Source organism: Mucilaginibacter flavus, from assembly GCF_030409315.1.
Lineage (GTDB): Bacteria > Bacteroidota > Bacteroidia > Sphingobacteriales > Sphingobacteriaceae > Mucilaginibacter > Mucilaginibacter flavus.
Genome location: NZ_JAUFPS010000028.1, coordinates 16,518 through 28,793, shown reverse-complemented (window position 1 = coordinate 28,793; position 12,276 = coordinate 16,518). Strand labels below are relative to the sequence as shown.

At 43.1% G+C, this 12,276-nt stretch carries 13 protein-coding genes; 8 read left to right on the top strand and 5 right to left on the bottom strand.

Annotated elements, in window-relative coordinates:
* Positions 1–22: 22 nt before the first annotated feature.
* From QWZ17_RS11540 to QWZ17_RS11530, 3 genes are read right to left on the bottom strand one after another with little or no spacing between them, the layout of a single operon-like run.
* On the bottom strand, positions 23–1,294 hold the full coding sequence (locus QWZ17_RS11540) for a metal-dependent hydrolase family protein (RefSeq protein ID WP_290305361.1): 1,272 nt from the start codon (positions 1,292–1,294) through the stop codon (positions 23–25).
* Between the two features lie 16 nt (positions 1,295–1,310).
* Positions 1,311–1,679 carry a type II toxin-antitoxin system VapC family toxin gene (locus QWZ17_RS11535; protein ID WP_290305360.1) on the bottom strand — a complete coding sequence of 123 codons (369 nt, stop codon included), beginning with the start codon at positions 1,677–1,679 and terminating at the stop codon, positions 1,311–1,313.
* A gap of 2 nt (positions 1,680–1,681) precedes the next feature.
* A complete protein-coding gene (locus QWZ17_RS11530; RefSeq protein WP_290305359.1) occupies positions 1,682–1,912 on the bottom strand; it encodes a hypothetical protein in 231 nt (76 codons plus the stop codon).
* Positions 1,913–2,059: 147 nt separating this feature from the next.
* Between QWZ17_RS11530 and QWZ17_RS11525 the strand changes: the two genes are divergently transcribed.
* The 4 genes from QWZ17_RS11525 (at position 2,060) to QWZ17_RS11510 (ending at position 5,341) form a co-directional block, all read left to right on the top strand.
* The gene (locus QWZ17_RS11525) at positions 2,060–2,629 is read left to right on the top strand and encodes an RNA polymerase sigma factor (RefSeq protein ID WP_290305779.1); all 570 of its coding nucleotides are present in this window, start codon (positions 2,060–2,062) and stop codon (positions 2,627–2,629) included.
* On the top strand, positions 2,613–3,386 hold the full coding sequence (locus tag QWZ17_RS11520; protein ID WP_290305358.1) for a hypothetical protein: 774 nt from the start codon (positions 2,613–2,615) through the stop codon (positions 3,384–3,386). The genes QWZ17_RS11525 and QWZ17_RS11520 overlap by 17 nt, the downstream gene beginning before the upstream one ends.
* A 28-nt stretch (positions 3,387–3,414) precedes the next feature.
* Complete coding sequence (locus tag QWZ17_RS11515; protein ID WP_290305357.1) at positions 3,415–4,233, top strand: outer membrane beta-barrel protein; 819 nt, start codon at positions 3,415–3,417, stop codon at positions 4,231–4,233.
* Between the two features lie 109 nt (positions 4,234–4,342).
* Complete coding sequence (locus QWZ17_RS11510; protein ID WP_290305356.1) at positions 4,343–5,341, top strand: ABC transporter ATP-binding protein; 999 nt, start codon at positions 4,343–4,345, stop codon at positions 5,339–5,341.
* On the opposite strand, the gene QWZ17_RS11505 is transcribed toward QWZ17_RS11510, so the two are convergent.
* On the bottom strand, positions 5,338–5,739 hold the full coding sequence (locus tag QWZ17_RS11505) for a hypothetical protein (protein ID WP_290305355.1): 402 nt from the start codon (positions 5,737–5,739) through the stop codon (positions 5,338–5,340). The two genes, QWZ17_RS11510 and QWZ17_RS11505, sit on opposite strands and share 4 nt — an antisense overlap.
* 267 nt (positions 5,740–6,006) lie before the next feature.
* A complete protein-coding gene (locus tag QWZ17_RS11500) occupies positions 6,007–6,612 on the bottom strand; it encodes a murein L,D-transpeptidase catalytic domain-containing protein (RefSeq protein WP_290305354.1) in 606 nt (201 codons plus the stop codon).
* 69 nt (positions 6,613–6,681) lie between these two features.
* Here QWZ17_RS11500 and QWZ17_RS11495 point away from each other — a divergent pair, with 69 nt between their 5' ends.
* The 4 genes from QWZ17_RS11495 to infB all read left to right on the top strand — a co-directional run bounded on the left by QWZ17_RS11495 (position 6,682) and on the right by infB (position 12,066).
* On the top strand, positions 6,682–7,104 hold the full coding sequence (locus tag QWZ17_RS11495) for a hypothetical protein (RefSeq protein WP_290305353.1): 423 nt from the start codon (positions 6,682–6,684) through the stop codon (positions 7,102–7,104).
* A 126-nt stretch (positions 7,105–7,230) separates the two neighbouring features.
* Complete coding sequence (gene rimP / locus QWZ17_RS11490; protein ID WP_290305352.1) at positions 7,231–7,695, top strand: ribosome assembly cofactor RimP; 465 nt, start codon at positions 7,231–7,233, stop codon at positions 7,693–7,695.
* A 4-nt stretch (positions 7,696–7,699) separates the two neighbouring features.
* Positions 7,700–8,935: a transcription termination factor NusA gene (nusA, locus tag QWZ17_RS11485; RefSeq protein WP_290305351.1), complete on the top strand. Its 1,236-nt coding sequence runs from the start codon at positions 7,700–7,702 to the stop codon at positions 8,933–8,935.
* A 59-nt stretch (positions 8,936–8,994) separates the two neighbouring features.
* Entirely contained in the window at positions 8,995–12,066 is a 3,072-nt protein-coding gene (gene infB / locus QWZ17_RS11480) for a translation initiation factor IF-2 (RefSeq protein ID WP_290305350.1), read from the top strand.
* Positions 12,067–12,276: the final 210 nt, after the last annotated feature.

The window sequence follows — 12,276 nt, the reverse complement described above, 5'->3', positions numbered from 1 at the left end:
AGATAAGTAATAAAATTGCAGTTTATTGCCTTACAACCACACCGTCTTTTATTACCAGTTGCACTTTTTTCAAAGCTGTTATATCATTCACAGGGTTACCTGTTACGGCAACCAAATCTGCAAGATAACCTGGTTTGATATTTCCAAGGGTCTTTAATCCAAACACGGCCGCGTTTACAGATGTAGCGGAACGAAGTACATCTATCGGCTTCATGCCGTATTCGGCCATCAGGATCATTTCCCGGGCGTTATCGCCATGGGCAAATACACCAACATCGCCGCCCATGCAAATGGTTACACCGGCTTTAATAGCTTCGGTAAAAATGTAGTGCTTTTGCTTAACTCCGGCAGGCTCCGGGTCGATGCCTTTTTTCCAGCCTTTATAGCCTGCTATCGATTCGGTGGCGTTAATGGTAGGGCAAAGGGCTATGCCTTTTTCTTTCATCAGCTTAAATAATTCTGGCGTGCCACCATCGCCATGCTCAATAGTAGTAACACCCGCTGCAATTGCCCGGCGCATTCCTTCAGTGGTAGATGAATGTACAGCCACCGTGCGGCCGCTGCTTTTGGCTACCAGTACCGCTGTTTTCAATTCATCCTCGGTAAAAGTGGGTTCCGGGGTGTCATTTACCCCCCAGCGATAATCCACATATATTTTCACTACGTCGGCACCATGCCCAATTTGCGAGCGTACAGCCTTGGTAATGCCATCTATGCCATCGGCCTCTTCGCCACCTTTAATAATGTCGGCTTCGGCCACGTTGCTTTTAGGGCCATAACTGCCGGTTGCCACAATGGCCCGTGTTGCCACCAGCATTCTTGGGCCGGGAATTACGCCTTTGTTGATGGCTTGTTTCAAACCAACATCATCGTAAGCCGCTCCCTCGGTACCCAAATCGCGCACGGTAGTAAAACCAGCCATAAGCGTTTCGCGGGCATGGTTAACGGCCCGGGCAGTGCGTTCGGCCCTGCTTTCGGTTTGCACCTGATCGTTCCACGTAGTTTCGTTGTAAGGGTGTAAAAACAGGTGCGAGTGGCCTTCTATCAGTCCCGGCATTAATGTATTGCCTGCAAGGTTGATCTCTTTTACATTATCAAGTGGTTTTATAGATGAAGGCTCACCCGCGGCTTCTATGCGGTTACCCTTAACCAATACCCACCAACCGGCGTGCATTTGTTCGCCATCAAAAACACGGTCGGGTTTAAGCAGCGTATAACTTTCGGTAGTTGTAATTTGTGCAAAAGCACGCAGGCAAAACAACAGGAGTGTTATTGCGGATGTTAATTTCTTCATTGTAAATAAAGATAGCTTACTTTATAGGATTGACCATTTTTAGCCCGGCAATTTTATTAAAATCGCTTACGTTCCTTGTATATAAAATAAGATCGCGGGTTAACGCGGTTGCCGCAATAATACTATCCCCAAGCTTTAAATTATATGAAGCCCTAACTTCTACCGCCTTATTGAAGATTTCCTGGGAAGGAAGTATAACAGGCACGAAATTGAAAATATCATTAAAGTATTTTCGCTCATCTGCCTTTAAAGCATAGTATCCTAAAACCTCCACTCTCGAAATTTCAGAGATATTAGATAATTCATCAGTAATTATATCCCGCAGATATTGATACTCATTTGAATAAGAGTAAATAATGATATTACTATCAATCAAAAATGCCATTATTAAACCGTTGGAAGATCACGGTCCTCGCGCTGCTCTTTTTGCCAGGATGAGGCATCTCCAAATGAAGCAGCCCCCCCCGCTTTGAAGTTTAAAATGCGTTCCTTAAGGGTTTGCTTAGTAGCGATATCCGGATCTGCATTTTTTTGCTCAACAATAACATCAAGCTTTTTAGCTAACGCTATGATCTTAGCGATGCTTTGCTCATTGTTTGATTTAAGAACTAATTCCATATTTGTTCAGCTTTTGATCCCAATCAAAAATACAATATTTCAAACTTGATAGCAAATAGCTACTTTGCTGCTATATTTCCTTACTTTAATAATTATTTCACATCGCATGCAACCATTAGCAATCATTTGCCATCTTGCTTATAAATGATGTTTTTGGAACCTAAATATACACTTGAACAACTGGTTGATCGCTGCAGGGAGGGCGAACGCAAGGCACAAGAGTTGCTATACAAACAACTTGCCGGCAAAATGCTGGGGGTGTGCATGCGCTACGCTACCGATAGGATGGAGGCCGAAGACATGTTGCAAAATGGGTTCATCAAGTTATTCAGTAAAATTGCCGACTACCGGGGCGATGGCTCATTTGAAGGCTGGGTGCGCCGCATTATGGTGCATAGTTCAATTGAGTATTACCGCAAACATCATAAAATGATGCAGGTTGTTGATATGGACGAAGCCGGTGCCGAGCCATCTGTAAATCCAATAGCAGCCGCCAATATGGATGCCAAGGTTTTGATGGGGCTTATTCAACAACTATCGCCAGGGTACCGTATGGTGTTTAACTTATACGCTTTAGAAGGATACGCGCACAAGGAAATTGCCGAAATAATGGGCATAAGCGAGGGAGCATCAAAATCGCAGCTATCAAGAGCAAGAACAATATTAAAAGAACAAATTGCTAAAATGGAGGGCAAAAGTTATGGATATGCAGGATAAGGACCTGGACAAGCTATTTCAGTCGGCATTGGATGACTACGAAATAGAGCCATCTGCAGGAGTTTGGAACGGCATCACCGAAACCTTAGATGCCCGCAAACGCAAAAGGGTATGGTTGCCATACCTAAGCGTTGCAGCGGCTGCCGTGTTGGTAGTAACTGCCGGGCTTTTGTTTATGCCGAAGGAAGCCGTTGTAATTAAACATAAAGATAATAGCGTAGCTAAATCGGTTGTGCCCATTAAGGCAAACCCTATTGTGAACCCTATCCTGGCTACGCCGGTAATTGCTCAGCCAAACAAAAACACGCCGGCGGTAGTTACAGCACAGGTTAACGTTTTAGCAACTACAAGGATTCATAAAGCACACGAGCCCGTACAAAGTGTTCAGAATAACAACAGTGCAGCTTTAAAGCAAAACGAGCAGCCCGTTTTAGCTTCTGCTAATGTGAATGAAGATATGGCAAAACCGGTTGTGCCTGATACGGCTACTAAAATAATAGCTAAACCGGTTATTGATCAAAAGCCCGTTTTTGCAAGTATAAAACCAACGGTACTGCCAGAACAAACAGCTGCAATAAAAGCAGTAACACCTGTAAAGAAGCATAAAATACGCAGCCTGGGCGATGTGTTCAATGTGGTAATTGCCGCTGTTGATAAACGTAAAGACAAGATCATTGAATTTAGCAACACCGATGAAGACGATGCCACCATTACTGGTGTAAACCTGGGCATTGTTAAAATAAAGAAAGAAAAATAATATAGAACAGAATTATACCAATAGTTATATGAAACGCTTAATTTTCACAGCGATGCTGTGCATTGCGGCAAGCTACGGCTTTGCCCAAACCACCGACTCCACTAAGACAACCACAGATACCGCTGTTACCAAAAAAGGAGTAAAAATAAAATTTGGCCTTGGCAACGATGCTCCATATGTATCTACTTATGATACTACAACAACTATCACCCATTCCAAAGCGCCGGGCTTTTCATTCGGTGTTACTTTTTCGAGGATTGATCTGGGTTTCGCGACCTTGCTTGATCATGGTAGCTTCACCCTGTCGCCAAAAAACCAGTTCCTGAGCTATCGCCAGGCAAAAACAGCAAACTTTGGCTTTGATGTGGTACAATTTGGATACCGCTTTAACAGTGCCTTCAAAATTTATGTTGCCGGTGGTTTCGACTGGACAAATATTCGCCTGCGCCAGGATATCACCATACAACGGAACACGCCAGTGTTAACCTACACCCAGGATAGTATTCACTACAGCAAAAACCGCTTTTCATCAAGCTATCTGCGTATCCCGCTGGCGTTTTATTACAGGAGCCATGAAGATAGCCGTGGTAACTACTTTCGCCTGGTGGCTGGTCCGGAGTTTGGCATATTGCTTAACGGCCGTGTAAAACAAATAAGCGAAGAACACGGCAAGCAGAAGTTTGATGATGACTACCACTTCGCCAAACTACGCAAAGGCGTGTTTATCCGCATGGGTTACGGCATCATGGGCATCTATGCCAAATACTACTTTAACGATATGTTTGAAAACAGCCCCGATCAGCAAGGATTGAAGAACTTTAGCTTCGGATTGACGTTAGGGTTCTAAGTTGATTAAGTTGGAATAAGTTTGAAATGGTTGAATACAACCTAAATCAACTTATTCCAACTTAATCAACCATTCTCCTAATCAACCAATCTTACTATCTTTGCCCACAATGTCAAATACTCCTTTTTTACAGGCAATAGCGGTAAGTAAAATATATCCTGGTAAACAGATGGCCGGTGTTAAAACCACCACGCTTAGTATTGAGCCGGGCAAAATTACAGCCATTATTGGTGAAAGCGGCAGCGGCAAAAGTACTTTGCTCCGCCTGCTTTACGGATTACTCACGCCAGATGAAGGTGAAGTACAGTTTAAAGGCATACGCATCTGGGGCCCCGAAGAAAAACTGATTCCCGGGCACGATGCTATGAAAATGGTAACCCAGCATACCGATGATCTTAACTTGTTTGCTAAAGTTTGGGATAATGTAGCAGCCATGCTACCAGCCACCGATCTAAAAGCAAAGAAGGAAAAAACCGAGCAGGTGCTTACCCAGCTTAACATGATCCACATGGCCGATAAGCGTGTGGCCGATTTAAGTGGCGGCGAAAAGCAGCGGGTTGCCATAGCAAGGGCCATTATTACCCATCCGCAGGTATTGTTGTTAGATGAGCCGTTTAACCAGGTTGATACTTCTTTCAGAGAAGGTTTACAGCAGGACATCAGGCAGATAGTAAAAGAAACGGGCATCACAGTGATCATGGTATCGCATGACCCTGCCGAAGTGCTTTCGATGGCAGATGAACTGGTGGTAATTAAACATGGCGAAGTTGTAGAAAACGGACACCCTAAAGCACTTTATCAGCATCCTCAGCATTTATACACTGCCCAACTATTAAGTAACTGTAATGTGCTTACCGCTGCAGACGCGCAGGTTTGCGGCATTGAAACAGCCAAAGATAACATAGTAATCTATCCCGACTGGGTGCGGATCAAGCTAATTTCATCAACTAAAAGCTGGACGATAAAACAAATCCTTTTCCGCGGCTTTTACGAAGACCTGATTTTGGAAAAAGATGATGTAACCCTCCGCGTATCAAACGGCGAACCGGATACCTATAAAGAGGGCGATATGGTTTCTGTGCGGTTTTGGAAGTGGTTGGAGTATTAAGAGATATTTTCAGATTCATCATCTTCAATATCATCAAAGCGTTCTTGAATTTGAGCCCATTTTTTTTTGTCGGCGGCAAATCTTATTTCTGTTTTCTCAAAAAAGCTTCCATCGGGCCAAATTAGCTTTCCCTGTATTGCTCTTAATTTCAATTCATAAACATTATCAACATGTTCAAACGCCCATAATCTCCAGGTAGTGATTTTAAAACTCCAATAAAGCCAGGCACCTATAAATACGAACAAGAAAAGAATCAGAATTAGCCACTGAGGAATGGCGGGGAATTTTGTTAAGCAATATGCAGATCCATACCCAATTACTTGTATTGCAATCACAGGATAATTAACCATACGTTGCCCTCTTTTCAATGCTTCGTCAACAGTTATAGTCTCATTCATGGTTTAGTGGTTGGTTTTGAAGTTACCCAATTCAAAAATAAGCAGATGTTATTTAAAGCCTAATGAATTATACGCTTTCTGAAAGTTAGAAACAAGGATAGTAGCGAAAATAGCAAATACCAAAATGTATATATGCCAATAATTTGAGAGGATATTCCATCAATATTAAAAGAGGGAAGGATGAAAAAGCCCCGATCCCATACCGCGAACATGCATTGCGTGTAGTAAACATTCCTTATGGCCCGCAAAAGTCTTGAGATCAATACCTCAATTATAAATCCACAATAACAAGTGCTTTTTCTGCTTACGGATGAGGGCGTCGGCAATTTTCATCGTGTTATTTGATATGGCCGGGCATCCCCAGCCTTCCGGTGTGCCGTTTGGATAGATTTCCTTTTCGGCTACCTGCTCCCAGGAATGAAAAACAATTTGCCGCGCAAGGGCATTATTATTGGTACTTTCCAACCCGGTGAGGTAATATTTTACCTGAATACCCCAGGCACTATAAGCCCTGCCATCTACCTGGTATTTTCCTAATGCCGTGCAATGGCTATTATCCAGGTTACTAAATGAAGGCTTATCTTTTGACCATACACCGCTCCATGGGTTACGCCCGCATCCATGACTTACCAACCCGCAAACCAGTGTATCTTTTTTAATAAAATCCCAAACCACAAAACGCTTAACACCCGATGGCAGGCTCATATCAATCAGGATGCAATACCGGGTATTATAGCCTTTTTGCCTACAAAACATTTGTGCCTGTTTCGCTTTTTGCCGGGTACGGGTAATGTCAATATGAGGGGTTGCAGCAATGATGTTGTTAACCGATAAAAACAGGGCAAGTAATATGGTATAGGTTTGAGTTTTCAAATTTGTAAATCTATTCAACCAATTTCTGCTTAATTTTACTTATAGCCAAATTGGCCTTAAGCTTTTGCCATGAATAAATTAATTCTGTTTATTGTAGTGTTCTGTTTTGGCTGCAACGCCAATAAAAAAAGTATGCCAATTGTCAAAATTAATCTTAGTGCCGATAAGCACTCTATTAATATTTCCGGTCTTGATAATGCCATTGTGCAGGATATTAATCGCGATTCATCAGGCGGCAATTGGCAAAGCCTGGTGCCGGTATATAAAATGCCTGCCGATACCGATCTTAAAAACTACCAGCCGGTACAATCCGGCAAGTATATATTGAAGGATAGCATAGTTGTATTTACTCCCGATACACCATTTACTGCGCAGCAAACCTATTTTGTACGTTATTATAAGTATGGCACCAATTCCCAGGCGTCTGATTATATACTCGGGCATCATAAATTGGGTAGTTTGCCCTATACCGATTTGATTTTTAAGCAATAAACTGTCGCGGGTACTTGAATTTTTAATAATATTTATTATATTTGCACTAATTAAGAAGGAGAGGGGGCTAATGGCCCCCTCTTTTATTTTATCAATTAAAAATTATCAATCCAAAACAGGCGGGTAATGAACATTGAAAAACGGGTAACAGAACTGGTAGAAGAGAAGATAGCCGATAAGCCTAATTTGTTTTTAGTGAATGTTAAAATGCACTCAAACGGAAAGCTTATCGTTTTATTAGATGGTGATCAAGGCGTAGGGATTGATGATTGTGTGGCGGTAAGCAGGCATGTAGGCTTCCATTTAGAAGAAGAAAACGTAATTGAAACGGCGTACAACCTGGAAGTATCATCGCCGGGGATTGATTACCCACTATCTTCCCCAAGGCAATACGCTAAAAACGTAGGGCGTACGTTAGGAATCAAAATGGCCGACGGTACAAAAAGAGAAGGCGTTTTAGCCTCACTTACCGAAGATGCCATTGTAATAGAAGAAAAAGTAAAAGAAAAAGGGAAAAAGGCCGAAACTGTTGAGAGCGTTATCCCGTTAGATAAAATAACAGAAACAAAAGTTTTAATATCATTCAAGTAAGGAAATGAGCAATATTAATTTAATTGATTCTTTTCAGGAATTTAAAGATTTCAAGAACATTGACCGCCCAACCATGATGAGCGTACTGGAAGACGTTTTCAGAAGCATGATCAGGAAAAAATACGGTACAGATGAGAATTGCGACGTAATTGTAAACACCGATAATGGTGACTTAGAAATTTGGCGCACCCGTAAGGTTATGGAAGATGGTTTTAGTGAAGATGATGACCTGGAAGTTGAACTTGCAGAGGCAAAATTATTTGATGCCGACCTGGAAGTAGGTGATGAGCAAATTGAGCAGATCACGTTAGAGAGCTTTGGCCGTCGTGCTATATTAGCAGCACGTCAAACTCTGGTTTCAAAAATTCTGGAACTGGAGAAAGACGAGATCTTCAAAAAATATAAAGACCGCGTTGGCGAAATTGTTACCGGCGAGGTTTACCAGGTTTGGAAAAAAGAAACTTTGGTATTGGATGATGAAGGCAATGAGCTTTTATTACCAAAAACAGAGCAAATTCCGGCCGACTACTTTAAAAAAGGCGATAGCGTAAAAGCGGTTGTACATAAAGTAGATATGCTGAACAGCAACCCTAAAATTATTATTTCACGTACTGCTCCTGAGTTTTTACAACGCTTGTTTGAATTAGAAGTACCGGAAATTTTTGACGGTTTAATCACCATCAAGAAAATTGTACGTGAACCAGGTGAAAGGGCTAAAGTTGCCGTTGAATCATATGACGACCGTATTGACCCGGTTGGTGCCTGCGTAGGTATGAAAGGTTCACGTATCCACGGTATCGTTCGCGAATTGAAAAATGAAAATATCGACGTAATTAACTTTACCAACAATCTTCAGTTATACATCCAACGCGCGTTATCACCGGCTAAAATCACTTCTATTAAATTAGACGATGAGAAAAAAACAGCCGCTGTGTACTTAAAACCCGACCAGGTTTCATTGGCGATTGGCCGTGGCGGACACAATATTAAACTGGCAGGTAAATTAACCGGCTATGAAATTGATGTTTACCGCGAAGCAGATGAGCACGATGAGGATGTGGATATTGAAGAATTTACAGATGAAATTGATAGCTGGATTATTGACGAATTTAAACGTATTGGTTTAGATACAGCTAAATCGGTATTGGCTTTAACAGTGGGCGAATTGGTAAAACGGACCGATTTAGAAGAAGAAACAATAAAAGAAGTGCTATCAATATTGAATGCTGAGTTTGAATAAGCATAATAACCAAAATTAAAATCGTATTTTTGCGATAATTAGCAGAGAAAACATAATAAATGTCAGAAGACAAATCAATAAAATTAATTAAGGCAGTAAAAGAACTCAACATTGGTATGGGTACCATTGTCGATTTTTTGGCTACAAAAGGCTATAAGGTTGATAAGCAACCGATGGCCAAGCTGGATGGCGACATGTACAATGCATTGTTGAAGGAATTTGCTTTCGACAAAAGTATTAAAGAGGAAGCCAAGCAGATCAGTATCGGAAAGATAAGGAAGGAAGAAACTGCGCCAATTCCTGAAAAACCGGTGGAGAACCGTCGTTCAAGAGATTTCGAAAACGAGGAGATTCTGATCAAAAATGCCGGTCAATATACTGCGCCGCAGGCAGAGAAGCCGAAAGCGGTTGAGCCAGCGGCTCCCGTTAAAACCGAAGAACGCAGTGATGCGTTGCCAGGTGTTAAAGTAATTGGCAAAATTGACCTTAACAACCTTAATGCAAAACCTCAGCCAGTTGCCGAAAAACCGGAACCTGTTGAGCCTAAAGCAGAGGAAGTTAAAAAACCGGAACCTGTTGCAGCTCCTGAGCCAAAACCAGAGCCGGTTGTAGTTGCCGAAGCGCCAAAAGCGCCGGTGGTAACAGAAGCGCCAAAAGCACCAGAGGTAGTTGAAGCGCCAAAAGCTCCTGTTGCAACCGAGGCTCCAAAAGCGCCTGAGGTTGAAGCACCAAAACCTCCTGTTGTACAGGCTCCGGTTGTGGCAGCACCAACGCCTGTAGTTGAGGCAGCAGCACCCGCGGCAGAAAATGACGACGAAGTAATACGGGCCAAGGCAGAGCGCCTTACCGGCCCTAATATTATTGGTAAAATACAGTTACCGGTAAATCCGCCAAAACGGAACCCTATCGCGTCTTCATCAAATACCAACAGCGCCGATAACAAGCGCAAACGTAAGCGTAAAGATAACCAGGGCAATCCGCAGCAAGGTGGCGGTAACCATCCGCATAACCAGCAAGGTGGCGGCGGCAATCACCCGCCTCATACACCATCTGGTGGTGGTACCATCAACCCTAACCGTCCCGATTTCAGGAACCGCGGTAACGGCGCGCCAGGTAATGGCGGTCCGGCACAAGGCGGTGGTGGTGGTAACCGTCCGGATTTTAGAGGTAACCGTAACAACGTACCTCAAAATAACGGCCCTAAGGAAGAACCATCAGAAAAAGATATCCAGGACCAGATCAAAGCAACGCTTGCACGCTTAAGCGGCGCGGGTAAATCAGGTAAATTTGCACAACGGGCTAAATTCCGTCGTCAAAAACGTGATGATGTTGCCGCTACCGCCGAAGAATTGGCAATGGAGCAGGAACTGCAGTCGAAAGTACTGAAGGTAACCGAGTTTGTGACCGCGAACGAACTGGCAAGCATGATGGATGTATCTGTAACCCAGATTATATCTACCTGTATGAGCTTAGGTATGTTCGTGTCCATTAACCAAAGACTTGACGCGGAAACATTAACCATTGTGGCCGACGAGTTTGGCTACCAGGTTGAGTTTGTGAAACCACAGGACGAAGAAGCCAACCTTGACCAACCCGATGATCCGGCAGATTTAATACCACGTGCACCTATTGTAACCATTATGGGTCACGTAGATCATGGTAAAACATCATTACTGGATTTCATCCGCAAAACCAACGTAATAGGTGGTGAAGCAGGTGGTATTACCCAGCACATTGGTGCCTATGAGGTAACCCTGCCAGGCAATAAAGGAAAAATCACATTCCTGGATACACCGGGTCACGAAGCGTTTACCGCTATGCGTGCCAGGGGGGCGCAGGTAACAGATATTGTTATTATAGTAATTGCCGCTGATGATAGCGTGATGCCACAAACCCGCGAGGCTATAAACCACGCGCAGGCTGCAGGTGCGCCAATCATCTTCGCTTTCAATAAAATTGACAGGCCAGGTGCTAACGCGGATAAAGTGCGTGAGCAACTATCGGCCATGAATATTTTGGTTGAAGAGTGGGGTGGTAAATACCAAACACAAGAAATCTCTGCTAAAACAGGCTTAAACATTGAGCTTTTATTAGAGAAAGTATTGCTTGAAGCCGAACTGTTAGAACTTAAAGCCAACCCTAACAAACGTGCCGTAGGTACAGTTATTGAGGCTGCTTTAGATAAAGGCCGCGGTATTGTTACCACCATATTGGTACAGGCCGGCCGTTTAAAAGTGGGTGATCCTATTTTGGCAGGTTGCTACAGCGGGCGTGTAAAAGCGTTAACCAATGAGCGTGGCCAAAGGGTTGAATCGGCAGGACCATCAACACCAGTACAGGTGTTAGGTATGCAGGGGGCACCTACGGCAGGTGATAAGTTCAACGCGCTTGAAAGCGAACCAGAAGCACGTGAAATTGCCAACAAACGTTTACAATTACAACGCGAGCAAGGTTTACGTACACAAAAACACATTACACTTGATGAAATTGGCCGTCGTTTGGCTGTTGGTAACTTCAAGGAACTTAACATTATTGTTAAGGGCGACGTGGATGGATCAATCGAAGCGTTATCAGATTCGTTACTGAAACTATCTACCGAGCAGATACAGGTTAACATTATATCTAAAGCGGTAGGTCAAATCTCCGAGTCGGACGTATTGTTGGCTTCTGCATCAGATGCAATCATCATCGGCTTCCAGGTTCGTCCGTCAGGAGGTGCCCGTAAACTGGCCGAGGCAGAGCAAATTGATATCAGGTTATACTCTATCATTTACGATGCCATCAATGAAATTAAGGCAGCGATGGAAGGCATGCTTGCGCCAACTTTTGAAGAGAAGATTGTTGCAAACGTTGAAATCCGCGAAACCTTTAAAATCAGCAAGGTTGGTACCATTGCAGGCTGTATGGTGTTAGATGGTAAAATTAACCGTAACAGCAAAATCCGCATAGTACGCGATGGTGTGGTAATTTACACCGGCGAACTTGCTTCACTGAAACGTTTTAAAGATGATGTGAAAGAAGTATTAACCGGTTACGAGTGCGGTTTAAACATCCAAAACTTTAACAACATTGAAGTAGGCGATATTGTTGAAGCCTACGAAAACGTAGAAGTTAAACGTAAGTTGTCATAAACAACTTAGCTATAAAATACAAAGGGCCGGTCGTTAGCAGATCGGCCCTTTTTTGTTTCCTTAATAATTCCCCATTCAGTTTTTCGCGACGCAGGGCCGTCGTATTTGTAATAAGTTCCGCGCGCAAATGCCACGTAAAGTAGTGTCATTAAGTTTGGGGACTACGTCCCCCGTAGGGGGTAAAGCTTTGTAGAAAAAACAAAAGCGACG